Origin of the sequence: Streptomyces sp. NPDC024017 (assembly GCF_040638895.1) — a bacterium.
Taxonomy (GTDB): domain Bacteria; phylum Actinomycetota; class Actinomycetes; order Streptomycetales; family Streptomycetaceae; genus Streptomyces.
In genome coordinates this window covers 386,832-409,491 of the sequence record NZ_JBEZYZ010000006.1, presented here as the reverse complement: position 1 = coordinate 409,491, position 22,660 = coordinate 386,832, and the positions used below count along the sequence as shown (strand labels likewise).

The window sequence follows — 22,660 nt, the reverse complement described above, 5'->3', positions numbered from 1 at the left end:
ACCCCGAGCGGGCTACGACGCCGGAATCACCGCCGACACCCGAAAACCCCCCGCATCCGTCGGCCCCGACACGAACACCCCACCCAGCGCCGAAACCCGCTCCTTCATCCCCACCAGCCCGTTCCCCCCGGACGGCAACCGCGCCGACGACGCCGCCTCCTCAGGCGGCTCGTTCTCCACCTGCATCGCGATCTCCGACACCCGATGCGCCAACCGCACATACGTCTTCGCCCCGGCCGCGTGCTTGTGGACGTTCGTCAACGCCTCCTGCACCACCCGATACGCCGTCTGCTCCACCTGAGGCGCATACGACCGGACATCCCCCTCCACCGACAGCGCCACCACCATCCCCGCGGCAGCCGACTGCCCCACCAACTCCTCGATCTCCGCCAGACTCGGCCCCTCGTCATCGGCCGCCCGCGAAGCCGCCGCAGCAGCGGCCGCGGCCACCCCCACCGCCGCCAACGGCACCGACGCCGCCCGCTCACGCCGCCCGTCCCCACCGCTGCGCAGCACCCCGAGCATCTCCCGCAGCTCCGTCAGCGCCTGCCGCCCCATGTCCCCCACCAGCGCGGCATTGCGGACGGCCTTCTCCGGATCCTTCCGGGCCACCGCCTGAAGCGCCGCGGCATGCACCACCATCAGACTCACCCGGTGCGCGACGACATCGTGCATCTCCCGCGCGATCCGCGTCCGCTCCTCGTTCCGGGCCCACTCGGCCCGCTCCTCCGCCCGCTCCGCGAGCAACTGAAGCTCCCGCTCCAGACTGTCCGCCCGCTCCCGCAGGCTCTCCATCAGCCGGCGCCGCGCCCCCACGTACAGACCGAGCAGCACCGGAGGCGCCGTAAAGCCCAGCGACATCGTGATCGCCGCGAAGGGCACGAACCAGTCCCCTATGTCGAGGTCCCCCCGCGACATGTCCTGCCGCGTCTTCACGAACGTCACGATCAGCATCCCCACCAGCGACATCCCCGCCAGCGAGGCGATGATCCGCCGGGGCAGCTCGGCCGCGGCCAGCGTGTACAGGCCGACGACGCCCATCAGGAAGCCCATCTCGGCCGGCGTGATGGCGATCGAGACCAGCACGACGGCGATCGGCCACCGCCGCCGCACCAGCAGCACGGAACCGGCCAGCAACCCGAACACGACCCCCGCCGGCACCGGGATCCCGGCGTCCCTGGCGAACGGCACCCCCTCCAGCGCGCACTCCAGCGCGGACACCACGGCCAGACTCACATCGAACACGGCACTGCGCTGCCTGGCCCACCACCACGGCCCTCCCCGGGCCGTCACATGGTCTTCCCCCGTCGCGGTCATGCCTCCAGCCTAAAGGCGCCCCCCGCCCGCTTTCCGGTGAGTTTCCGGGACTGGCCCGCACCACACTCCGTGACCGTTCGGCTGCGATACCACCCGATATCCCTCGAACTGCTGAATCGCACACCGTTCGACCCCGGAAGCGATCATTCCGCCCGGACGGTATGCGTATGACACATGCACGGGGCAAGTACGCCGACTTCGAGGGGCTGCGGGAGAGGGCGGTGTCACTCCGCCGTCAGGGCCTCAGCCTCCGCCAGATCCGCGACGAACTGAAGATCTACAACAACGACATCCTCAACCAGCTGGTCAAGGGCGAACCGCCCCCGGCCTGGACGAAACGCCCCCGAGCGAAGGACGACCTCCGGGAGAGGGCGAGGGAGCTCCGGCTCCAGGGCTGGACGTACGACCAGATCGAGGTCGAGCTGGGGTGTTCGAGGAGCTCGGTGTCGCTTTGGGTGCGGGATCTACCGAAGCCGGAGCGTCGCGATCCCGCGGAACAAGCGAAGCTGGCAGCACAGAAGCGCTGGGAGCACGAACTGGCCGTTCGGGACGAGGAGCGGCAACGGACCAAGATGACTGCGGCGCAGGAGATCGGCGAGCTGTCAGCGCGCGACCTGTTCATGGCCGGCGTGGCCCTCTATTGGGCCGAGGGTGCGAAGGACAAGCCCTACGCCCGACGAGAGAACGTCCTCTTCGTCAACAGCGACCCCGGAGTGATCCGGCTCTACCTCGCCTGGCTGAACTTGCTGGGCGTCGAGCGTGACCGCCTGCGGTACCGCGTCATGATCCACGCGACGGCAGACATCGAGGGCGCCGAGCGCTTCTGGGCCACCGCAGTGGGCGTCGAAGTCTCCACCTTCCAGAAGACGACGATCAAGAAGCACAACCCGAAGACCGTTCGCAAGAACGTGGGCGAGGACTATAGAGGCTGTCTCGTGATCCGCGTTTCCCAGGGAGCCGAGTTGTACCGTCGCATCGAGGGCTGGTGGTACGGCATAGTAGGAGCTGTCCTTCCGGGCGATCATTCGAACCGGACATAAGGGCGATCCCGGGTCGTCTAAGGGCAAGACGGTGTCTTTTGGTGTCACTTATGGGGGTTCGAGTCCTCCCCCGGGAGCCCCGGTAGATGCGGGCCCTGACAGTCACGTCAGGGCCCGCACCCATACCCCCCACAAACCCCCCGGTATCCTGCGGATGTCACCCCACCCCATCCACAGCCGAAGGGCATCCCGTGAGCGCCAACCGCCCGGCAGCCGTCGTCGTTCTCGCAGCGGGTGAGGGCACCCGTATGAAGTCGGCCACACCCAAGGTCCTGCACGAGCTCTGCGGCCGCAGCCTCGTGGGCCATGTGCTCGCCGCCGCAGGTGAGCTGCAGCCACAGCACCTGGTCGTCGTGGTCGGCCACGCCCGTGAGAAGGTCACCGCCCACCTCGGCGACATCGCCCCCGACGTCCGCACCGCCGTACAGGCGGAGCAGAACGGCACCGGGCACGCCGTGCGGATGGGTCTCGAGGAGCTCGGCGGGTCCGTCGACGGGACCGTCGTGGTCGTGTGCGGCGATACGCCCCTGCTGACCGGCGCCACCCTGCGGGCCCTCGCCGCCACGCACTCCGCCGACGGCAACGCGGTCACCGTGCTGACCGCCGAGGTGCCGGACGCGACCGGCTACGGCCGGATCGTGCGGGACGACGCCTCGGGTGCCGTGACGGCGATCGTGGAGCACAAGGACGCCAGCGAGGCCCAGCGGTCGATCCGTGAGATCAACTCGGGTGTGTTCGCGTTCGACGGGCAGCTGCTCGCCGACGCGCTGAAGAAGGTGCGGACGGACAACAGTCAGGGCGAGGAGTACCTGACCGATGTGCTCGGGATCCTGCGTGAGGCCGGGCACCGGGTCGGGGCGTCGGTGGCCGGCGACCACCGTGAGATCGCCGGGATCAACAACCGTGTGCAGTTGTCCGAGGCCCGCCGGATTCTGAACGACCGGCTGTTGACCGAGGCCATGCTCGCCGGTGTGACCGTCGTCGACCCGGCGACCACCTGGATCGACGTGACGGTCACCTTCGAGCAGGACGCCGTCGTCCACCCGGGCACGCAGCTGCACGGCTCGACGCACTTGGCCGAGGGCGCCGAGGTCGGGCCCAACTCCCGGCTGACCGACACCCGCGTGGGTGCCGGTGCGCGGGTCGACAACACCGTGGCCTCGGGTGCCGAGGTCGGCCCGGAGGCGACCGTGGGTCCGTTCGCGTATCTGCGTCCGGGGACGCGGCTCGGCGCGAAGGGCAAGATCGGGACGTACGTCGAGACGAAGAACGCGTCGATCGGGGACGGCACGAAGGTGCCGCACCTCTCCTACGTGGGTGACGCGACCATCGGGGAGCAGACCAACATCGGTGCCGCGAGCGTGTTCGTGAACTACGACGGCCAGGAGAAGCACCACACGACCATCGGTTCGCACTGCCGGACGGGCTCGGACAACATGTTTGTGGCGCCTGTCACGGTGGGGGACGGTGCGTACACCGCTGCCGGGTCTGTGATCACGAAGGATGTGCCGCCCGGTTCGCTGGCTGTGGCCCGTGGTCAGCAGCGGAATATCGAGGGTTGGGTGGCTCGGAAGCGTCCGGGGAGCGCCGCTGCGAAGGCGGCGGAGGCGGCTTCCCGGGAGTCGGCCGGCGAGGGCTGACCGGAAACCGATGCCTCAAACACGGCGTACGGTGATAAGTGCACACCCGCACCCCCACCAGCTGAGACGGCCTCCGGCAAGCCGGCTGCGAGGTCTCTCGACACCCAGCTGCGAAACCTCTGAGGAGACAGTGCTGTGACCGGGATCAAGACGACCGGCGAGAAGAAGTTGATGTTCTTCTCCGGCCGCGCCCACCCCGAGCTTGCGGAGGAGGTCGCCCAACAGCTGGGTGTCGGGGTTGTCCCGACGAAGGCCTTCGACTTCGCGAACGGTGAGATCTATGTGCGGTATCAGGAGTCGGCTCGTGGTGCCGACTGTTTCCTGATCCAGAGCCACACCGCTCCGATCAACAAATGGATCATGGAGCAGTTGATCATGATCGACGCGCTGAAGCGTGCGTCGGCTCGCTCCATCACGGTCATCGTGCCCTTCTACGGTTACGCGCGGCAGGACAAGAAGCACCGTGGACGTGAACCGATTTCGGCGCGTCTGATCGCGGACATGATGAAGACCGCGGGTGCGGACCGGATCCTGACCGTGGATCTGCACACGGACCAGATCCAGGGCTTCTTCGACGGTCCGGTGGACCATCTGTTCGCGCTGCCGCTGCTGGCGGACTACGTGGGCCGGAAGGTGGACCGGCAGAAGCTGACGGTCGTGTCGCCGGACGCGGGCCGGGTGCGGGTCGCGGACCGCTGGTGCGACCGGCTGGGTGCGCCGCTGGCGATCGTGCACAAGCGGCGTGACAAGGACGTCGCGAACCAGGTCACCGTCCACGAGGTCGTGGGTGAGGTGAAGGGTCGCGTGTGTGTCCTGGTGGACGACATGATCGACACCGGTGGGACGATCTGTGCCGCGGCGGACGCGCTGTTCGCGCACGGTGCGGAGGATGTGATCGTGACGGCGACGCACGGTGTGCTGTCGGGCCCTGCGAGCGACCGCCTGAAGAACTCGCGGGTGAGTGAGTTCGTGTTCACGAACACGCTGCCGACGCCGGGTGAGCTGAGCGCGGACCTGGACAAGATCTCGGTGCTGTCGATCGCGCCGACGATCGCGAATGCGGTGCGTGAGGTGTTCGAGGACGGCTCGGTGACGAGCCTGTTCGACGACCAGTAAGAGCCCTTGGTCGTGCTTGTGTAGATCGTTTTGGGTGCGGCCTCCCTTGCCGAGTAGACTGCTGAAGTTGCTCGGCGAGGGAGGCCGTTCCCGTTTCGGGACGCGGTTGTCCGTTATCGACGCGCTCTTCGTAGCAGGCCGTTCGTGGCCGGGTGACCACGTCCGTTCTGATTTCGAGGAGTGACTATGTCCGAGGTGAAGATCTCCGCCGCGACGCGCACCGAGTTCGGCAAGGGTGCCGCGCGCCGTATCCGTCGTGAAGACAAGGTTCCGGGTGTCCTGTACGGGCACGGTTCGGACCCGGTGCACCTGACCCTGCCGGGTCACGACCTGCTGATGGCGCTGCGTACGCCGAACGTGCTGATCGCGCTGGACATCGACGGCAAGACGAACGAGCTGGCGATTCCGAAGTCCGTGCAGCGTGACCCGCTGAAGGGCTTCCTGGAGCACGTCGACCTGCAGCTGGTGAAGCGTGGCGAGCAGGTCAACGTCGACATCTACGTCCACACCGAGGGTGAGCTGGCCCCGGGCGGCAACCTGCTGGAGCACGTGCTGAACGCGCTTCCGGTCGTGGCCGAGGCCACGCACATCCCGGAGTCCGTGACCGTCTCCGTCGAGGGTCTGACGGCCGGTGACTCCATCCTCGCCAAGGACATTCCGCTGCCGAAGGGCACGACGCTGGCCGTCGAGGAGGACACCGTCGTCCTTCAGGTCCTGGCCGCGCAGGCCGAGGAGGCCCCGGAGGGTGAAGAGGCCGCGGGTGAAGAGGCCGCTGAGGCCTGATCCTCTTCGTCGTCGTTTCGTCGGCCGCTGCTCCCGTGCGGGGCGGCGGCCGACGCGTATGAAGGAGACATGGACGTGACGACCGATGCGGCCGCTCCCTGGCTGATCGTGGGGCTGGGCAATCCGGGGCCGGAGTACGCGGGGAACCGGCACAACGTGGGTTTCATGGTGGCCGATCTGCTGGCGGACCGGGTCGGGGGGAGGTTCAAGCGGGCCGGGCGTGCGCAGGCGCAGGTCGTGGAGGGCCGGATCGGGCCGCCGGGGCCGTTGAACCGGCGGGTGGTGCTGGCGAAGCCGATGTCGTACATGAATCTGTCGGGCGGGCCGGTGAACGCGCTGCGGGATTTCTACAAGGTGCCGGTGGGTCATGTGGTGGCGGTGCATGACGAGTTGGACATCGACTACGGGATGTTGCGGCTGAAGCTGGGTGGCGGGGACAACGGGCACAACGGTCTGAAGTCGATGACGAAGGCGTTCGGTGCGGAGTATCACCGGGTGCGGTTCGGGATCGGGCGGCCGCCGGGGCGGATGCCGGTGGCGGATTTCGTGCTGAAGGATTTCTCGTCGGCGGAGCGCAAGGAGCTGGGCTACTTCGTGGACCGGGCGGCGGACGCGGTGGAGGCTTTGGTGATCGAGGGGCTGGAGCGGGCGCAAAGCACGTACAACTCCTGACTTGTCACCCACCGAGGTTGACGGGCCGTTCAGGCATGGCCAATGATCCCGGCCATGCCTGCCACTGCCACCTCCTCCCGTCAGGCCTCGGCCGCCGTGCTGCGGTTCGGGCGGTTCGCGGCGATGGGTGCGGTCGCGGTACTGATCCTGATCGCGGGTGTGTGGGCGTCGTGGGGTACGGCGCAGCACGTGATGCTGACGAAGGGCCGGGAGCGGGGCACGGTCGATGTGGCGCGGTGCGGGCCACAGACGTGCTGGGGCCGGTTCACGCCGTCGTCGGAGGGGTGGCAGCCCCGGGCGCGGGTGGTGCTGGAGAAGTCGGTCGCGGTGGAGAGGGGCCGGACCTACACGGTGGTCGTGAAGCCCGGGAGTGATGATGCGGTGCGTTCGGGCCCGGCGGGGGTGCTGTACGCGTGGATTCCGCTGGGTGGTGCGCTGTTGCTGGCGTCGGTCGTGGTGGCGGGTGGTCTGCTGCGGACGCGGGTGGCGTGGGTGATGGCGTTGTCGGGGGTGGCGTTGCTGACGGCCGCGTTCGTGACCGTCTGAGGGGTTGGGGCGTTCTTTCCTTCTGTGGAGGGGCGAGCGTTGTGTGTTCGTGATTGACGTGCTGCCGGGCGAGGCTGGAAGCTGAGCCGCCCCCTCCACATCTTCCCGGTCACTTCTCGAAGATGGACTACCTCCCCATGCGAACCTTCTCGCGTTTCGGCGCTGTGTGCGCCGCTGCTTCCGCGGTCCTGCTGCTTGCTCCGGCCGCCCACGCCACTCCTGGTGGTGACAACGGCACGGTGAAGATTCATGACGCCTCGACGGGCGAGGAGCTGCGCCGTAACGAGCCGCATGTGTGCGCCTTCTACCTGGATGCCTTCGGTTTCGACGGCGGTCAGGAGGTGGACTGGCGCATCGACGCGATCCCTCCGAGTGCGAACAAGGGGGAGACGGTGGAGTCCGGTGCGCTGACGCTGGATGCCCAGGGTCACGGCCGTAGCGAGGATCTGTCGCTGCCCGACGGGCACTACAAGCTGTTCTGGAACTTCGAGGGCGAGAAGGGCTCCGCCAAGCACAAGGTGTTCTGGTCGGAGTGCGAGGACGAGGAGGAGCCCGGTGGGGCGACGCCGTCCGGTTCGGCGTCCGTGTCGCCTTCGCCGGGGGTGTCCGAGGCGCCGTCGGGTGAGCCGGGTGCGTCGGCGTCCCCGAGCTCGTCGGCCGGCGGAGGTGTGCCGGCGTCCTCGTCGCCGTCCCCGCAGGGCGGTGCCGACGGTGACCTGGCCGAGACGGGCAACGGGGCCCCGGTGGGTCTGCTGTCCGGTGTGGCGGCGGCGCTGGTGGCGGGCGGCGGGTTCCTGGTGCTGCGGCGCCGGAGGCTCGGCCGCGGCTGATGTGGAACGCGCCGTGCCCCCGAGTCCGTACGGGCTCGGGGGCACGGTGGTGTCGGGGGTGGTTCAGCCGGTGTTGCGCAGGCCGGCTGCCACGCCGTTGACGGTGAGGAGCAGGGCGCGGGCGAGCAGCGGGTCGGGCTGTTCGGCGGCGCCGGCGGCGTCGCGCTGCCGCTTGAGCAGGGCGACCTGGAGGTAGGAGATGGGGTCGAGGTAGGCGTCGCGGATGGCGAAGGTCTGCTTCAGGACGGGCGCGGCGTCGAGGAGTTCCTGTTCGCCGGTCACGCGCAGCACTTCACGCACGGTCAGTTCGTGCTCGGCCTTGATGGTGTCGAAGACGTGCTTGAGCTCGTCGGGGACGAGGGTGTCGACGTAGTGCTGGGCGATCCGCAGGTCGGTCTTGGCGAGGGTCATCTCGACGTTGGAGATGAAGTTGCGGAAGAAGTGCCACTGCTGGTGCATCTCGTCGAGGACGGTGTCGAGGCCGGCTTCGCGCAGGGCCTTGAGGCCGGAGCCGACGCCGAACCAGCCGGGGACGATCTGGCGGGACTGGGTCCAGCCGAACACCCAGGGGATGGCGCGCAGTCCGTCGAGCGAGACGCCGGAGCCGGGGCGGCGGGAGGGCCGGGAGCCCAGGTGCAGGTCGGCGAGCTGGTCCACCGGCGTCGACGCGAGGAAGTACGTCGGCAGGTCGGGGTCCTCGACGAGGCGGCGGTAGGCGGCGTGGGCGGCGTCGGAGACGACGTCCATGGCAGCGTCCCAGCGGGCGAGGGCCTCGTCGGACTGGCGGGGTGCGGTGTGCAGGGCGGAGGCCTGGAGGGTGGCGGCGACGGTGAGTTCGAGGTTCTCCCGGGCCAGGGACGGGATGAGGTACTTGTCGGAGATGACCTCGCCCTGTTCGGTGACCTTGATCTCGCCTTCGAGGGTGCCCCAGGGCTGGGCGAGGATGGCGTCGTGGGTGGGGCCGCCGCCGCGGCCGACGGTGCCGCCGCGGCCGTGGAAGAGGCGCAGGCGGACGCCGTAGCGGTGGGCGACGTCGCGCAGGCGGCGCTGGGCGCGGTGGATCTCCCACTGGCTGGTGGTGATGCCGCCGAACTTGGAGGAGTCGGAGTAGCCGAGCATGACCTCCTGGACGTCCCCGCGCAGCGCGACCAGGCGCCGGTAGGACGGGTCGGAGAGCATGTCTTCGAGGATGGTGTCGGCGGCCTTGAGCTCGTCCGTCGTCTCCAGCAGCGGCACGATGCCGATCTTGGCCCAGCCGGCGTGCAGGTCGATGAGGCCGGCCTCGCGGGCGAGGACGGCGGCGGCGAAGACGTCGTCGGCGCCCTGGCACATGGAGATGATGTACGACTCGATGACCTCGGGCCCGAAGACCTCCAGGGCCCGCTTGACGGTCTGGAAGACGCCGAGGGTCTTCTCGCCGGGCGCGTCCACGGGTGCCGGGGTGGGGGCGAGGGGGCGGCGGGAGCGCAGTTCCTTGGCGAGGAGCTTGCCGCGGTAGTCGCGGGGCATGTCCGCGTACCGCCAGGACTCCTCACCGAGCCGGTCGAAGAGCTGGCCGAGGGCGTGGTGGTGGGCGTCGGCGTGTTCGCGGACGTCCATGGTGGCGAGCTGGAGGCCGAAGGCGGCCAGGGTGCGGATGGTGCGGGCGAGGCGTCCGTCGGCGAAGAGGCTGCCGCGGTGCTCGCGCAGGGAGTCCTGGATGATCCGCAGGTCGGCGAGGAGCTGGCCGGTGCCGAGGTAGTCGCGGCCCGGCACGTGGGCGGTGCCCTCGGCGAGGCGCTTCTTGGTGTTCTCCAGCTTCTGCCGGATGCAGGTGGCCTTGAGCCGGTAGGGCTCTTCGGCGTTGAGGCGCTTGTAGCGGGGGCTGATCTCGGGGAGGTTCTCCAGGTCGGCCTGGAGGGAGGTCAGGAGTTCCTCGGTGGCGCCGGCGTAGCGGATGGAGTTGGACAGGAAGCCGCGGAGTTCGTCGATCGTCTCCAGGGCGTCGTTGATGCCGTGTTCGTGCTGGAGGATGAGGACGTCCCAGGTCACCTGGGGGGTGACGTTGGGGTTGCCGTCGCGGTCGCCGCCGATCCAGGTGCCGAAGGAGAGGGGGCGGGTTTCGTCGGGGAGCTTGACCCCGGCCCGCTCCAGCTCGGCGGTGAGGTCTTCCAGGACGTCGCCCACGGCGTTCGCGTGGAGCTCGTCGAGGTAGTAGATGGCGTTGCGGGCCTCGTCGGCGGGCTCGGGGCGGACGACGCGCAGTTCGTCGGTCTGCCAGACGAGGTCGATGTTCTCGGCCAGACGGGTGTCCAGGCGGCGCCGGTCGGATTCGATGACCGGGGTCTCCAGGAGCGCGGCGATGCGCCGGAGCTTGTTCAGGACCGAGCGGCGTGCGGCCTCGGTGGGGTGGGCCGTGAAGACGGGGCGGACGTTGAGGTTGCGGACCGTCTCGCGCAGGTGCTCGGGGTCGGCGTCCTTGAGCCGGTCGGCCGTTCGGGCGAGGAGTCCGCCCTCGGCGGCGCGGCGGGCGCGCAGCTCGCGGCCGCGGTGGACCTGCTCGGTGACGTTGGCCAGGTGGAAGTAGGTGGAGAAGGCGCGGACCAGCTTGGCCGCGGTGTCGAGTTCGGTGCCGCGCAGCAGCTCGGCGGCGGCCTCGCCGTCCTCACGGGTGAGGCGGCGGACCTTCTCGACGAGTTCCAGGAGCTCAGGGCCCTCTTGGCGGACGAGGGTCTCGCCGAGGAGGTCGCCCAGCCGGCGGATGTCGGCTCGCAGCTCACTGCTCGTCGTCGTGGTCTGGTCGTCGGCACTGCTCACAGGTGCGGCTCCTTGCAGTGTTGAAGCTCGTCTGGGAGGGGAACCCGGACGGCGTCTCGCGCGGCGGCGCGCCGCGTACGGTCCGGACATCCGGGAAGAAATCAGAGCGGACCGCGCTGTCCGACCGACTCCAGGATAGGTGTCGGCCGGGACGCGCAGGCTCTTGGGCTCTTGCCGCCGGGCGACGCGCTGCCATACTTACGATGCCGTAGGTTACGGAACCGTAGGAAGCACGTCGCGGTTCACGTGCCCCGGCCACTCCTTCTCCGTCCACATACCCCCCAGGGGACGCGTATGACCAGTAGTTCCGACGTGATCGAGGACGCCCCCGAGGCGCCCGGTCAGGCCACCGACGCCGCTACCGCCACGCTGGGCGGCGAGAAGAAGCGGTCCATCGAGCAGATCGCCCTCCTCCTCTTCATCACCGTCCCGTTCCTCGCGCTGCTGGCGGCGGTGCCGCTGGCGTGGGGCTGGGGGGTGAGCTGGCTGGACCTCGGTCTGCTGGTCTTCTTCTACTACCTGGGGTGCCACGGCATCACGATCGGCTTTCACCGTCACTTCACCCACGGTTCCTTCAAGGCCAAGCGGCCGCTGAAGATCGCGCTGGCGGTCGCGGGGTCCATGGCGGTCGAGGGGCCTCTGGTGCGCTGGGTGGCCGATCACCGCAAGCACCACAAGTTCTCCGACGCGGAGGGCGATCCGCACTCGCCGTGGCGGTTCGGCGAGACTCTGCCGGCCCTGATGAAGGGCCTGTGGTGGGCGCACATCGGATGGATGTTCGATGAGGAGCAGACGTCGCAGGAGAAGTACGCCCCGGACCTGATCAAGGACAAGACGCTCCGCACCATCTCGCGCCAGTTCGTCCTGTGGACGGTGGTGTCGCTGGGGCTCCCGCCGCTGATCGGCGGTCTGGTCACGATGTCCTGGTGGGGCGCGTTCACCGCGTTCTTCTGGGGTTCGCTCGTCCGGGTGGCCCTGCTGCACCACGTGACCTGGTCGATCAACTCGATCTGCCACGCGGTGGGCAAGCGCCCCTTCAAGTCGCGGGACCGCTCGGGCAACGTGTGGTGGCTGGCGATCCTGTCCTGCGGTGAGTCCTGGCACAACCTGCACCACGCCGACCCGACCTCGGCGCGGCACGGGGTGATGCGCGGCCAGCTGGATTCGTCCGCCCGGCTGATCCGCTGGTTCGAGATGGCGGGCTGGGCGTACGACGTGCGCTGGCCGTCACGCTCGCGTATCGATTCGCGCCGTAACAGCGGGGAAGGCGGCTCCCGGCAGGGGAAGGAGCCCGTCGAGGCGGCATGATGGTCGCTGTGGCGACCGACTCGAGCAGCACCCCCAGCAATGACAAGCCGCGGCGAGCGCGTCGCACCCGGATGACCGGTGCCGAGCGCCGTCAGCAGCTGCTGGAGATCGGTCGCACGCTCTTCGCGGCGAAGGGCTTCGAGGGCACGTCGGTGGAGGAGATCGCGGCGAAGGCCGGGGTCTCCAAGCCGGTGGTGTACGAGCACTTCGGCGGCAAGGAGGGGCTGTACGCGGTCGTGGTGGACCGTGAGATGCGGCGCCTGCTGGACATGGTGACCAGCTCGCTCACGGCCGGTCACCCCCGCGAACTCTGCGAGCAGGCGGCGTTCGCCCTGCTGGACTACATCGAGGAGTACACGGACGGTTTCCGCATCCTGGTCCGTGACTCCCCCATCCCCCAGTCGACGGGCTCCTTCGCCTCGCTGATCTCGGACATCGCCACGCAGGTGGAGGACATCCTGGGCCGCGAGTTCAAGAGCCGCGGCTTCGACCCCAAGCTGGCCCCGCTGTACGCCCAGGCCCTGGTCGGCATGGTCGCCCTGACCGGCCAGTGGTGGCTGGACGTGCGCAGGCCGAAGAAGGCCGAGGTGGCCGCGCACCTGGTGAACCTGGCATGGCACGGCCTGGACGGGATAGAGGCCAAGCCGCACCTGATAGGGCGCCGGAAGGCTTAGGGGTCCTTTCACCACCTCACCGGGCGGGCGTGGTGAAAGGACCCCTTAGCGGGGTTCAAGGAACTCCAGGCGGTTGAGGACATCGACGTAGTACGCCCGCAGCCGCTCCTCGCTCCCGGGCGGGGCGGCGAGCTGGACATGATCGAGGGCGGTGATCATCAGCCCTCCCTCCGGGCCACGGCGAACACCCGGCGGAACGGGAACGGCGTGCCGTGCGGGCCGGCCGGATAGGCCTCGCGCAGGGCCGCCCGGTACTCGGCGACGAAGGCCTCCCGCGCCTCGGGCTCCTCGGCGAGCGCGGTCAGCACGGGCCGCAGGCCGGTCCCCTTCACCCAGTCGAGCACCGGGTCCTCGCCCTGCAGCAGATGGATGTACGTCGTCTCCCACACGTCGGCCGCGCAGCCGAGGGACGTGAGCCGCGCGAGGTAGGCCTCGGGGGTGAGGACGGCGTCGGCGTGGCGCAGGGTGCCGGCGAGCCGGCCGCGCCAGCGCGGGGAGGCGGCGATTTCGCGCATGAGCCGGTGGCTGGGGGCGTCGAAGTTGCCCGGCACCTGGAAGGCGAGGGTGCCGCCGGGTTTCAGCCCGGCCACCCAGTCGGCGAACCGCTCGACGTGCCCCGGCACCCATTGCAGCGTGGCGTTGCTGACGATCAGGTCGTACGGCTCGTCCGGCGTCCATGTCCGTACGTCGGCGTGGCCGAAGTCGAGACGCCCGCCGCCGGACGTGGGCCCCTCGTGATCGACGTGGGCCTTGTCGAGCATCTCGGGCGAGTTGTCGTAGCCGGTGATCCGGGCGGTGGGCCAGCGGGCGGCGAGCAGCGTGGTGACGTTGCCGGGGCCGCAGCCGAGGTCGGCGATGCGGGGACGGCCTACGGGCGGTTGCGTGGGCAGGTCGGGGACGCGGGCGAGGAGGTCGGCGAAGGGGCGGGCGCGGTGGCCGGCGTGACGGAGGTACTGGGCGGGGTCCCAGGTGGGGGCGGCTGCGGGCATGGGTCCTCCTGGTGTCCTGGTGGTGGCCGTGCGGGACGCACACCCAGCGTGATCCCCGAGATATCTCGACGTCAAGAAACTAGACGTCAAGAGACTCTACGTCGACACAACCACTACACTGATCGTCATGGAGGACGAGGTCGATCGGCTGGTCGCAGCGTGGCGCCGGGAGCGCCCGGACCTCGACGTGGAACCGCTCGAGGTGCTCAGCCGCGTGAGCAGACTGGCCCGGCATCTGGACCGGGCACGGCGGCTGGCGTTCGCGGAGCACAATCTGGAGCCGTGGGAGTTCGACGTCCTGACGGCCCTGCGCCGGGCGGGCACTCCGTATCAGCTCTCACCGGGACAGCTCCTCACCCAGACCCTGGTCACGTCGGGCACGATGACGAACCGCATCGACCGCCTGGCCAAGAAGGGCCTGGTGGAACGGCTCCCCGACCCCAGCGACCGCCGAGGCGTCCTGGTCCGGCTGACGGACGAGGGCCGGGACCGCGCGGACCAGGCCCTGGCGGGTCTGCTGGACCAGGAGCGCGCGATCCTCGCCGAGCTCTCCCGAGCCCAGCGCGGCGACCTGGCGGGGCTGCTACGCCAGCTGACCGCCCCGTTCGACAACATCCCCGGCTAGGTCCGCGGGCCCGACCCCGGCCCGCCGCGCGAGGGCTACGGCGGCGAGGGTGGAATGCACGCCGAGCTTGCCGAGAACGTTCTGCATATGAGTCCGCACGGTGTGCGGCGACAGATACAGGCGCTCGGCGACGGCCTTGCGCCCCAGCCCCGCCACCATGCACCGCAGCACTTCCCGCTCACGCGGAGTGAGGGACTCGACGAGCCGCTCGCTCTCGGTGCGGTGCTTGCGGGCGGCGGTGAGCTCCCGCAGCACGCCCGTCAGCAGAGCGGGCGGCAGATGGGTCTCGTCCCGCAGCACACCCCGGATGACCGTGAGCAGCCGGGACAGCGAGCAGTCCTTCGCCACCCATCCGGAGGCGCCGGCCTGGAGGGCGAGCGCCGCCCGCCGCGGATCGTCCTTCTCGGCGAGCACGACGATCCGTACGTTCGGCTGCCCGGAACGCACTCCCGTGACGAGGGAGATCCCGTCGACGAGCCCGTCCTCGTTGCCCTCCTGCACGGGTACGGCCGGGCGGGCGCCCGGCACCTTGCCGCCCAGGTCGGCGTCCACGAGCAGCACGTCGAACCGTCGCCCCTCGGCGACCGCCCGCTCCAGGCTGCGCAGCGCGGCCGGGCCGCTGCCGGCCGCGGAGACGTCGACATCGGGCTCGGCGGCCAGTGCCGCCGCGAGTGACTCGGCGAAGATGCGATGGTCGTCGACGACCAGGACTCGAATGCGAACCACGAAACCCCTTCCCCGAGCTCCTGAAGAGCAGGGGCTACCCCATCGTCGGAGGATGACACCGCGCGGGTACGACGCCGGAGTGTCCGGATCTGCTGCGGCTGACCGTTCGTCCTTGCCGCAGCAGCCCGTTCGGGTCGCCGCAGCCGCACGGCCGCCGCCGTGCAGTAACCGCTACCCCCACCCCGGGCGTCGTACCCGGCTGTCTCGCCCCCTGATCGGCACCGGCCCCCACCGGTGCTGTTCATCAGGGTACGGACGGGGGCCCGGAGCGGAAGGTTATTTGCAGAACTGACTGTCCGACGCGTTTATGGTGTGCCGCATGTTCCGTCTTGAGACAGAAGTCGACAAGGCCCGACGTGATCTGCTCCGCACACGCCTGCGGGACGCGAACACGGCCGCCTCTCCGATCCTGCGCGCCCTGCGCGGAACACCGGACGAAAGGGACGCCCCCTTGCATGTGTGGGCTGTGAACGACAGGGACGACGACCTCGCCGGCGGCCTGGTCGGCCACACCTGGGCGACATGGCTCCACGTGACCTACCTCTGGGTCGACGAACGCCACCGCGGCAGGGGCCTGGGCGCGCAGTTGCTCGCGCAGGCGGAACACATCGCGACAACGTCCCGCGGCTGCCGCTCGGCCCGCCTGGAGACCTGGGACTTCCAGGCCCCGAGGTTCTACCAGAAGCAGGGGTACGACGTGGTGTGCGTGGTGCCGGACTATCCGCCGGGGATCACGGAGTACACGCTGACGAAGAGGCTGGGCTGAGCTGACCTGCGGGGACGAAGCCCTCGATGACGCCCCGTCTTCGCTCACCGATAGCGTTGGTTCGCTTGAGTTATCCCCCCACATGATCAACGGGAGACACAGTGAACCGCCCCGCTCGGCTCGTGACAGCCGCGCTCACCGCATCCGCGGCCCTGCTGCTGACCGCCTGTGGCTCGGGGGGAGGTGACGGTTCGTCGTCGTCCGACAAGATCGCCGGAGCGGATTCGGGCGACAAGGCCTCTGCCTCGCCTTCGGTTTCCGCGTCTGCGGGCGGGATCGATCGGCCGGAGATCAAGCTGCCTGGGGACATGAAGCTGGTCTTCGAGGGCCAGCAGACCGGTGACGCCGTCAAGGACGCGATCCTGGCGGACAACGAACGTGCCGTCAGCACCGTGTGGCAGGCCGTGGCCTCCGGCGATCTGAAGAAGTCGGGCATGGGCTTCTACTACACGGACACCGCGCTGAGGGGCGTTTACAACTACGCGAAGGACAACAACGCCAGGAAGACCAGCTGGGCCGGCACCCTGCGCTACTTCGATCGCCAGGTGACGGTGTTCGACAAGACGTCGGCGGCGCTGACGTACTGCGTGGACGAGAGCAAGGCGAACGTCAAGGACCTGAAGACGAAGAAGGTGAAGGTGGTCGAGACCTCGCCTGACAGCTACGTGTACTACAACGCCAGCGTGAAGAAGGACAAGCAAGGCGTCTGGCAGATCTGGAGCCTGCACGAGGACCGCGGTTCCCAGAGGTGCCAGCCGTGACCCAACGCGTGGCGCTTGTTGCCCTGACCGCCGCGATGCTCTTCCTCGGAGTGGACACAGCCGTCGCTGGAGGTATCGGCAGCAATGGAGAGCAAGCCGAGGAAACGTCTGGTGACTCCTCAGGCCCCATGCTGGAGTCGCGCGTCAGCTTCAACGTAAAGGGCAGTGTCCCCTCGAAAGACAGTGGCCCGATCACGTCCGCCGCCGTGGACTGGGAACCACCGGCCTGCTGGTACGAGCCCTACTGGAAGGCCAAGGACTTCAAGACCTACACCGAGGCCAACTGGTCGATCTACGACTCGGTCGGTGGTGCGCCTGCGGGCGTCGCGGACGACAAGGCGCGCTACAAGGGGGGCCGCCCCTACAAGAACTTCAACGTCGACAAGAACGACGAGGGCATGTGGTGGGTCGCCGTCAAGAATCCGAAGATGGTGGATGACCCTGCCGCCGGAAACTGTAAGCGCGACCCCTTCTGGGTCGACAACGGTGAGGACCCCGGTGTCCCCCAGGCCATCGACACCGAAACCCTCGCCGGGCTCGCGCACCAGCGCACCGTCGTGCCGCCGACCAAGATCTCGCTGGCCCCGGACGGCAAGTCGACGGTGAACGCCCCCACCTGGATCTGGCTGGACAAGGGCGCCTTCAAGCCGGTCTCCGTCACGGCGAGTCTGCCCGGCACCGGGCTGTGGGCGACCACGACCGCCAAGCCAGTGAGCCTGCACATCGAACCGGGGACGCAGGACGCGGAGAGCCTGCCGGCGTCCGGCGAGTGCGGGATCAATGAGGACGGTTCGATCGGCGAGCCGTACGCCAGGGGCAAGGGCGAGCTGACGCCTCCGTGCGGCGTGCGGTATCTGCGCTCGTCGGGAGACCGCACCTACGGCCTGGAGGCGACTCTCACCTGGGAGATCAGCTGGGAAGGCGCGGGCGGCACGGGCGGCGACCTGCCCAACGGCACGTTCGCCACCACCACCCAGGTGCCGGTCCAGGAGATCCAGTCCGTCAACCGCTGACCATGGCGAGAGCGGCGCCCCGTCGGAGGAAGGGTGCCGCTCTCGTCGGGTCGGGTCAGTGCAGGCGGCGTGCTCCCGCCGAAGGGACCGCTTCGAAGACGCGGGGGGTCGTGAAGCCCGCCGTCGCGAAGGCCTCTGTCACCGCCTTGGTGATGGCGTCCACGTCCGGCTCCTGCGCGAGGACGATCGCAGCGCCGCCGAAGCCGCCGCCGGTCATGCGGGCGCCCAGGGCGCCGGAGGCCAGGGCCGTGTCGACGACCAGGTCCAGCTCCGGGCAGGAGATGCGGAAGTCGTCGCGGAGCGAGGCGTGGCCCTCGACCAGGACGGGGCCGATCGCGCGGGTCTCGCCGGACTCCAGCAGGGAGACCACTCGTTCCACGCGCGCGTTCTCCGTGACGATGTGGCGGACCAGGCGGCGGACCTCCTCCTCGTCGCCCAGGCGGGCCAGCGCCGCGTCCAGGTCGGCGTAGGGGACGTCCCGGAGCGCGTCGACGCCCAGCAGGTCCGCTCCCTTCTCGCAGCCGGCGCGGCGCTTGCCGTACTCGCCCTCGCTGTGGGAGTGCTTGACCTGCGTGTCGACGACCAGCAGGCGCATGCCCTCGGCCGCCAGGTCGAAGGGGATCTGCTTCTGGGAGAGGTCACGCGTGTCGAGGAAGAGGGCGTGGCCGGCCTCGCAGCAGGCCGATGCCGTCTGGTCCATGATGCCGACCGGGGCGCCGACGTAGACGTTCTCCGCGCGCTGGCACAGGCGGGCCAGCTGCCAGCCGCGCAGGCCGAGCGAGAACAGGTCGTTCAGGGCGAGGGCGACGACGATCTCCAGGGCCGCCGACGACGACAGGCCCGCGCCCGACGGGACCGTGGAGGTCAGGTGGATGTCCGCGCCCGTGACCGCGTGACCGGCCTCGCGCAGGGCCCAGACCACGCCCGCCGGGTACGCCGTCCAGTTCTTGTCCGACTCGGGGGCGAGATCGTCGAGACGGAGTTCGGTCACCCCGCTCTCGACGTCGGCCGAGTGCAGGCGCAGCACGCCGTCCGTGCGCCGGGAGACGGCCGCCACGGCGGTGTGCGGCAGCGCGAAGGGCATCACGAAGCCGTCGTTGTAGTCGGTGTGCTCACCGATGAGGTTGACGCGGCCCGGGGCCGCCCAGACGCCCTCGGGGGCGGCTCCGTAGAGCTCCTCGAAACCGTCCCGCGCCTGCTGTGCGCCCACTACTGCTCCCTTGAGATGTTCTGTGCGAAGTCCCACGCGTCCGCGACGATCCCCGCGAGGTCCGCGCGGGACGGGTTCCAGCCCAGCTTCTCGCGGGCCGTGGCGGCCGACGCCACCAGGACCGCCGGGTCGCCGCCCCGGCGCGGAGCGACCACTTCCGGGATCGGGTGGCCCGTCACCGTGCGGACGGTTTCGATGACCTCGCGGACCGAGAAGCCGTTGCCGTTGCCGAGGTTGCAGATCAGGTGCTCGCCGGGAGCGGCGGCCTGAAGCGCCAGCAGGTGCGCCTCGGCCAGGTCCGCGACGTGGATGTAGTCGCGCACGCAGGTGCCGTCCGGCGTCGGGTAGTCGTCGCCGAAGACCGAGATCGCCTCGCGCCTGCCCTGCGCGACCTGGAGGACCAGCGGGATCAGGTGGGACTCGGGGTCGTGACGCTCGCCGTGCGCGCCGTAGGCGCCCGCCACGTTGAAGTAGCGCAGGGAGACCGCTCCCAGGCCGTGCGCCGCGGCCTCGCCCGTGATCATGTGGTCGACCGCGAGCTTTGAGGCGCCGTACGGGTTCGTCGGGGACGTGGGCGCCGACTCGACGATCGGGACCTGCTCCGGCTCGCCGTACGTCGCCGCCGTCGAGGAGAAGACCATCGTGCGGACGCCCGCCTCGCGCATCGCGGCCAGCAGCGCCATGGTGCCGCCGACGTTGTTGTCCCAGTACTTCTCCGGCTTCACGACCGACTCGCCGACCTGCGAGAACGCGGCGAAGTGCAGCACCCCGTCGAACGAGGGGTCGAGCCACTTGGCTGCGTCGCGGATGTCGCCCTCGACGAACGTCGCGCCCGCGGGGACGCCCTCGCGGAAGCCCGTGGAGAGGTTGTCGAGGACGACGACCTCGTGGCCGGCCTCCAGCAGGTGCTGTGCGACCACGCTGCCGACGTATCCCGCGCCGCCCGTCACCAGGTACTTCCCGCTCATGAACTCGCTACCTCTCGCAGTCGCTCGGCCGCGCGCTCCGGCGGCACGTCGTTGATGAACACGTTCATGCCGGACTCGGAACCCGCGAGAAACTTCAGCTTGCCGGAAGTGCGGCGGATGGTGAAAAGCTCGAGGTGAAGCGCGAAGTCCTCGCGCACGACCCCGTCGAACTCCTCCAGCGCGCCGAACGGTGCCTGGTGCCAGGCCGCGATGTACGGCGTCGGAGGCTCGCCCGCAGAGCCTTCCCCTCCGTCCCGTCCGTCGAAGATCCGGTCGAAGCGCCTCAAGAGTTCCAGATAAACCTTGGGGAACTCTGTGCGCGCGCCCTCGTCCAGGCCGAGCAGGTCGGGCACGCGGCGCTTGGGATACAGGTGGACCTCGTACGGCCAGTGCGCCGCGTACGGCACGAAGGCCACCCAGTGTTCACCCTCCAGGACGACCCGCTCGCCGGCGAGTTCACGCTCCAGGACGGCGTCGAAGAGGTTCTCCCCGCCGGTCATCTCCTTGTGGGCCGCGGCCGAGCGGAGCATCAGCGCGGTGCGGGGCGTGGTGAAGGGGTAGGCGTAGATCTGCCCGTGGGGGTGCTGGAGGGTCACGCCGATCTCGGCCCCCCGGTTCTCGAAGCAGAACACCTGCTCGACGGAGGGGAGATGGGACAGCTCCGACGTACGGTCCGTCCACGCCTCCAGCACCAGGCCCGCCTGCTCCTCGGTGAGCTCGCCGAAGGACGCGTTGTGGTCGGAGGTGAAGCAGACGACCTCGCAGCGGCCCGAGTCACCGGCGAGCGAAGGGAACCGGTTCTCGAAGACGACGACGTCGTACGAGGAGTCCGGGATCTCGCTCAGGCGATCGCCCGCCGACGGGCACAGGGGGCACTCGTCGGCCGGGGGGTGGTAGGTGCGGCCCTGGCGGTGCGAGGCGATGGCGACGGAGTCGCCGAGGAGGGGGTCACGGCGAATCTCGGACGTGGTGACGGTGCGGTCCAGCGGGCGGCGGTCGATGGAGTCCCGCACGCTGTCGTCACGCAGGTCGTAGTAGATGAGCTCGCGACCGTCGGCCAGCCGGGTCGAGGTCTTCTTCACGCCGGACTCCTTGTCCTTCAAACAGAACCCAACATACTAAAACATAAATCCCCCCAATCGACAACATCACAAACAAACAAAGAGAAGTAACGAAGCGAGGGCTCATGCAGACCCCCACACATCTGTCAGCCGAGCTGCGACTCCCCACGAACTGGCTCGACTACACGATCCTCGGCATCTACTTCGTCGTCGTCCTCGGCATCGGCTTCGCCGCCCGCCGCTCGGTGAAGACCAGTCTCGACTTCTTCCTCTCCGGCCGTTCCCTGCCCGCCTGGGTGACCGGCCTCGCGTTCATCGCCGCCAACCTGGGCGCCACCGAGATCCTCGGCATGGCCGCCAACAGCGCCCAGTACGGCGTCTACACCACGCACTGGTACTGGATCGGCGCCATCCCGGCCATGGTCTTCCTCGGCCTGGTGATGATGCCCTTCTACTACGGCTCCAAGGTGCGCTCGGTCCCCGAGTTCCTGCTGATGCGCTTCGACAAGGCGGCGCACCTGCTCAGTTCGGTCCTCTTCGCCTTCGCCGCCATCCTCATCGCCGGCGTCAACCTCTACGCCCTGGCCATCGTCGTCGAGGCGCTGCTGGGCTGGCCGGAGTGGGTGGCGATCGTGGTCGCCGGCTTCTTCGTCCTGGCGTACATCACCCTCGGCGGCCTGTCCTCGGCGATCTACAACGAGGTCCTGCAGTTCTTCGTCATCCTCGCCGCGCTCATCCCGATCACGGTGCTCGGTCTGAAGAAGGTCGGCGGCTGGGACGGCCTGTCCGACTCCCTGACCGAGAGCCGCGGCGCCGACTTCATGACGTCCTGGGGCGGCACGGGCATCGGCAGCGCCAACCCGCTCGGCGCGAACTGGCTGACGATCGTCCTGGGCCTCGGCTTCGTCCTCTCCTTCGGCTACTGGACGACGAACTTCGCCGAGGTGCAGCGTGCGCTGTCCGCGAAGAACCTCTCGGCGGCCCAGCGCACCCCGCTGATCGCCGCGTTCCCGAAGATCTTCATCGTGTTCCTGGTGATGATTCCGGGCCTGGTCGCCGCGGTGCTGGTCCCGAAGATCGGCACCGCCGGATCCGATCTCCAGTACAACGACGCCATCCCGTACCTGATGGAGCAGCTGCTGCCCAACGGCGTGCTGGGCATCGCCGTCACCGGCCTGCTCGCGGCGTTCATGGCGGGCATGGCGGCCAACGTGTCGTCGTTCAACACCGTGTTCACGACGGACATCTGGGCGAAGTACGTCGTCAGGGGCCGCGAGGACGAGTACTACGTGCGCTTCGGCCGGCTCATCACCGCGGTCGGTGTCCTGGCCTCCATCGGCACGGCGTTCCTGGCGCGGTCCTTCTCGAACATCATGGCCTACCTCCAGACGCTGTTCTCCTTCTTCAACGTGCCGATGTTCGTCGTCTTCATCATCGGCATGTTCTGGAAGCGGGCGTCCATGAAGTCGGGGTTCTGGGGGCTGTTCGCGGGCACCACCGCCGCGATGGTCAACTACTTCGTCCTCTACAAGCAGGACATCGTCGGCATCCCCTCCGACCAGGGGGCCAACTTCGTCTCGGCGATCGCGGGATTCGTCGCGGGCGCGGTCGTCATGGTGGCGGTGTCGCTCTTCACCGCGCCGAAGCCCGCCGAGGAACTCCAGGGTCTGGTCTACGGCACGACCTCGCCCGGCATGACGGAGCCGCCGGCGCCCGGGGACGAGGCCTGGTACCGCAAGCCGGCGCTGCTGGGCTGGGGCGCGGTGGTCCTGGCCGCGGTCTGCTACATCCCGTTCTCGTTCTGACCGAGGGAGGATCG

General features: G+C 69.2%; 21 protein-coding genes, 1 tRNA gene and 1 pseudogene. 15 read left to right on the top strand and 8 right to left on the bottom strand.

Annotation, left to right across the window (positions count from 1 at the left end):
- Positions 1–12 precede the first annotated feature (12 nt).
- The gene (locus tag AB0G20_RS19005) at positions 13–1,317 is read right to left on the bottom strand and encodes a histidine kinase (RefSeq protein WP_361303500.1); all 1,305 of its coding nucleotides are present in this window, start codon (positions 1,315–1,317) and stop codon (positions 13–15) included.
- Positions 1,318–1,484: 167 nt separating this feature from the next.
- Here AB0G20_RS19005 and AB0G20_RS19000 point away from each other — a divergent pair, with 167 nt between their 5' ends.
- The 8 genes from AB0G20_RS19000 (at position 1,485) to AB0G20_RS18965 (ending at position 7,944) form a co-directional block, all read left to right on the top strand.
- Complete coding sequence (locus AB0G20_RS19000) at positions 1,485–2,357, top strand: hypothetical protein (protein WP_361303497.1); 873 nt, start codon at positions 1,485–1,487, stop codon at positions 2,355–2,357.
- A 6-nt stretch (positions 2,358–2,363) separates the two neighbouring features.
- Positions 2,364–2,434 (top strand) — tRNA-Gln (locus tag AB0G20_RS18995).
- Positions 2,435–2,548: 114 nt separating this feature from the next.
- Positions 2,549–3,997, top strand: coding sequence for a bifunctional UDP-N-acetylglucosamine diphosphorylase/glucosamine-1-phosphate N-acetyltransferase GlmU (gene glmU, locus AB0G20_RS18990; RefSeq protein WP_361303494.1), 1,449 nt, complete (start codon positions 2,549–2,551; stop codon positions 3,995–3,997).
- Positions 3,998–4,132: 135 nt separating this feature from the next.
- Positions 4,133–5,113: a ribose-phosphate diphosphokinase gene (locus AB0G20_RS18985; protein ID WP_361303491.1), complete on the top strand. Its 981-nt coding sequence runs from the start codon at positions 4,133–4,135 to the stop codon at positions 5,111–5,113.
- A gap of 186 nt (positions 5,114–5,299) precedes the next feature.
- Positions 5,300–5,896 (top strand): 50S ribosomal protein L25/general stress protein Ctc, encoded by a 597-nt coding sequence (locus AB0G20_RS18980; RefSeq protein WP_361303488.1) that lies wholly within the window; start codon positions 5,300–5,302, stop codon positions 5,894–5,896.
- 69 nt (positions 5,897–5,965) lie between these two features.
- Positions 5,966–6,568: an aminoacyl-tRNA hydrolase gene (pth, locus tag AB0G20_RS18975; protein WP_361303485.1), complete on the top strand. Its 603-nt coding sequence runs from the start codon at positions 5,966–5,968 to the stop codon at positions 6,566–6,568.
- 42 nt (positions 6,569–6,610) lie between these two features.
- Positions 6,611–7,114: a hypothetical protein gene (locus AB0G20_RS18970; protein ID WP_361303482.1), complete on the top strand. Its 504-nt coding sequence runs from the start codon at positions 6,611–6,613 to the stop codon at positions 7,112–7,114.
- A 137-nt stretch (positions 7,115–7,251) separates the two neighbouring features.
- Positions 7,252–7,944: an LPXTG cell wall anchor domain-containing protein gene (locus AB0G20_RS18965; protein WP_361303479.1), complete on the top strand. Its 693-nt coding sequence runs from the start codon at positions 7,252–7,254 to the stop codon at positions 7,942–7,944.
- Positions 7,945–8,007: 63 nt separating this feature from the next.
- Here the strand turns inward: AB0G20_RS18965 and ppc are convergent, their stop codons facing one another.
- Entirely contained in the window at positions 8,008–10,740 is a 2,733-nt protein-coding gene (gene ppc, locus AB0G20_RS18960) for a phosphoenolpyruvate carboxylase (RefSeq protein WP_361303476.1), read from the bottom strand.
- A gap of 294 nt (positions 10,741–11,034) precedes the next feature.
- Between ppc and AB0G20_RS18955 the strand changes: the two genes are divergently transcribed.
- Positions 11,035–12,048, top strand: a complete 1,014-nt coding sequence (locus AB0G20_RS18955; protein ID WP_361303473.1) for a fatty acid desaturase — start codon at positions 11,035–11,037, stop codon at positions 12,046–12,048.
- Entirely contained in the window at positions 12,045–12,722 is a 678-nt protein-coding gene (locus AB0G20_RS18950; protein WP_053675827.1) for a TetR/AcrR family transcriptional regulator, read from the top strand. Before AB0G20_RS18955 ends, AB0G20_RS18950 begins: the two co-directional genes overlap by 4 nt.
- Before the next feature lie 75 nt (positions 12,723–12,797).
- Here the strand turns inward: AB0G20_RS18950 and AB0G20_RS18945 are convergent.
- Positions 12,798–12,881 (bottom strand): annotated as a pseudogene (locus AB0G20_RS18945) (glyoxalase); the annotation flags it as partial.
- Positions 12,881–13,711: a trans-aconitate 2-methyltransferase gene (locus AB0G20_RS18940; RefSeq protein WP_361303469.1), complete on the bottom strand. Its 831-nt coding sequence runs from the start codon at positions 13,709–13,711 to the stop codon at positions 12,881–12,883. The gene AB0G20_RS18940 and the pseudogene AB0G20_RS18945, both read right to left, overlap by 1 nt.
- Before the next feature lie 127 nt (positions 13,712–13,838).
- Here AB0G20_RS18940 and tamR point away from each other — a divergent pair, with 127 nt between their 5' ends.
- Positions 13,839–14,336 (top strand): MarR family transcriptional regulator TamR, encoded by a 498-nt coding sequence (gene tamR / locus AB0G20_RS18935; protein WP_161369771.1) that lies wholly within the window; start codon positions 13,839–13,841, stop codon positions 14,334–14,336.
- Here the strand turns inward: tamR and AB0G20_RS18930 are convergent.
- Entirely contained in the window at positions 14,295–15,062 is a 768-nt protein-coding gene (locus AB0G20_RS18930) for a response regulator transcription factor (protein WP_361303465.1), read from the bottom strand. The genes tamR and AB0G20_RS18930 overlap by 42 nt on opposite strands.
- Positions 15,063–15,369: 307 nt before the next feature.
- Here AB0G20_RS18930 and AB0G20_RS18925 point away from each other — a divergent pair, with 307 nt between their 5' ends.
- The 3 genes from AB0G20_RS18925 (at position 15,370) to AB0G20_RS18915 (ending at position 17,602) form a co-directional block, all read left to right on the top strand.
- On the top strand, positions 15,370–15,828 hold the full coding sequence (locus AB0G20_RS18925; protein ID WP_361303462.1) for a GNAT family N-acetyltransferase: 459 nt from the start codon (positions 15,370–15,372) through the stop codon (positions 15,826–15,828).
- Positions 15,829–16,136: 308 nt separating this feature from the next.
- On the top strand, positions 16,137–16,589 hold the full coding sequence (locus tag AB0G20_RS18920; RefSeq protein ID WP_361303459.1) for a hypothetical protein: 453 nt from the start codon (positions 16,137–16,139) through the stop codon (positions 16,587–16,589).
- Positions 16,590–16,795: 206 nt separating this feature from the next.
- Positions 16,796–17,602, top strand: a complete 807-nt coding sequence (locus AB0G20_RS18915; protein ID WP_361303456.1) for a hypothetical protein — start codon at positions 16,796–16,798, stop codon at positions 17,600–17,602.
- Positions 17,603–17,657: 55 nt separating this feature from the next.
- Here the strand turns inward: AB0G20_RS18915 and galK are convergent, their stop codons facing one another.
- From galK to galT, 3 genes are read right to left on the bottom strand one after another with little or no spacing between them, the layout of a single operon-like run.
- Positions 17,658–18,812 carry a galactokinase gene (gene galK, locus AB0G20_RS18910; RefSeq protein WP_361303453.1) on the bottom strand — a complete coding sequence of 385 codons (1,155 nt, stop codon included), beginning with the start codon at positions 18,810–18,812 and terminating at the stop codon, positions 17,658–17,660.
- A complete protein-coding gene (galE, locus tag AB0G20_RS18905; RefSeq protein ID WP_361303450.1) occupies positions 18,812–19,780 on the bottom strand; it encodes a UDP-glucose 4-epimerase GalE in 969 nt (322 codons plus the stop codon). Before galE ends, galK begins: the two co-directional genes overlap by 1 nt.
- Positions 19,777–20,862: a galactose-1-phosphate uridylyltransferase gene (galT, locus tag AB0G20_RS18900; RefSeq protein ID WP_361303447.1), complete on the bottom strand. Its 1,086-nt coding sequence runs from the start codon at positions 20,860–20,862 to the stop codon at positions 19,777–19,779. Before galT ends, galE begins: the two co-directional genes overlap by 4 nt.
- Before the next feature lie 104 nt (positions 20,863–20,966).
- Here galT and AB0G20_RS18895 point away from each other — a divergent pair, with 104 nt between their 5' ends.
- A complete protein-coding gene (locus tag AB0G20_RS18895) occupies positions 20,967–22,646 on the top strand; it encodes a sodium:solute symporter family protein (protein WP_361303444.1) in 1,680 nt (559 codons plus the stop codon).
- The last annotated feature ends 14 nt before the right edge of the window (positions 22,647–22,660 follow it).

Excerpts from the sequence above, each read along its gene's own strand:
- AB0G20_RS19005 (WP_361303500.1), bottom strand. The coding sequence starts at position 1,317 with ATGACCGCGACGGGGGAAGACCATGTGACGGCCCGGGGAGGGCCGTGG.
- AB0G20_RS19000 (WP_361303497.1), top strand. The coding sequence starts at position 1,485 with ATGACACATGCACGGGGCAAGTACGCCGACTTCGAGGGGCTGCGGGAG.
- AB0G20_RS18980 (WP_361303488.1), top strand. The coding sequence starts at position 5,300 with ATGTCCGAGGTGAAGATCTCCGCCGCGACGCGCACCGAGTTCGGCAAG.
- pth (WP_361303485.1), top strand. The coding sequence starts at position 5,966 with ATGGACGTGACGACCGATGCGGCCGCTCCCTGGCTGATCGTGGGGCTG.
- AB0G20_RS18970 (WP_361303482.1), top strand. The coding sequence starts at position 6,611 with ATGATCCCGGCCATGCCTGCCACTGCCACCTCCTCCCGTCAGGCCTCG.
- AB0G20_RS18965 (WP_361303479.1), top strand. The coding sequence starts at position 7,252 with ATGCGAACCTTCTCGCGTTTCGGCGCTGTGTGCGCCGCTGCTTCCGCG.
- AB0G20_RS18955 (WP_361303473.1), top strand. The coding sequence starts at position 11,035 with ATGACCAGTAGTTCCGACGTGATCGAGGACGCCCCCGAGGCGCCCGGT.
- AB0G20_RS18950 (WP_053675827.1), top strand. The coding sequence starts at position 12,045 with ATGATGGTCGCTGTGGCGACCGACTCGAGCAGCACCCCCAGCAATGAC.
- AB0G20_RS18940 (WP_361303469.1), bottom strand. The coding sequence starts at position 13,711 with ATGCCCGCAGCCGCCCCCACCTGGGACCCCGCCCAGTACCTCCGTCAC.
- tamR (WP_161369771.1), top strand. The coding sequence starts at position 13,839 with ATGGAGGACGAGGTCGATCGGCTGGTCGCAGCGTGGCGCCGGGAGCGC.
- AB0G20_RS18925 (WP_361303462.1), top strand. The coding sequence starts at position 15,370 with ATGGTGTGCCGCATGTTCCGTCTTGAGACAGAAGTCGACAAGGCCCGA.
- AB0G20_RS18920 (WP_361303459.1), top strand. The coding sequence starts at position 16,137 with ATGAAGCTGGTCTTCGAGGGCCAGCAGACCGGTGACGCCGTCAAGGAC.
- galE (WP_361303450.1), bottom strand. The coding sequence starts at position 19,780 with ATGAGCGGGAAGTACCTGGTGACGGGCGGCGCGGGATACGTCGGCAGC.
- AB0G20_RS18895 (WP_361303444.1), top strand. The coding sequence starts at position 20,967 with ATGCAGACCCCCACACATCTGTCAGCCGAGCTGCGACTCCCCACGAAC.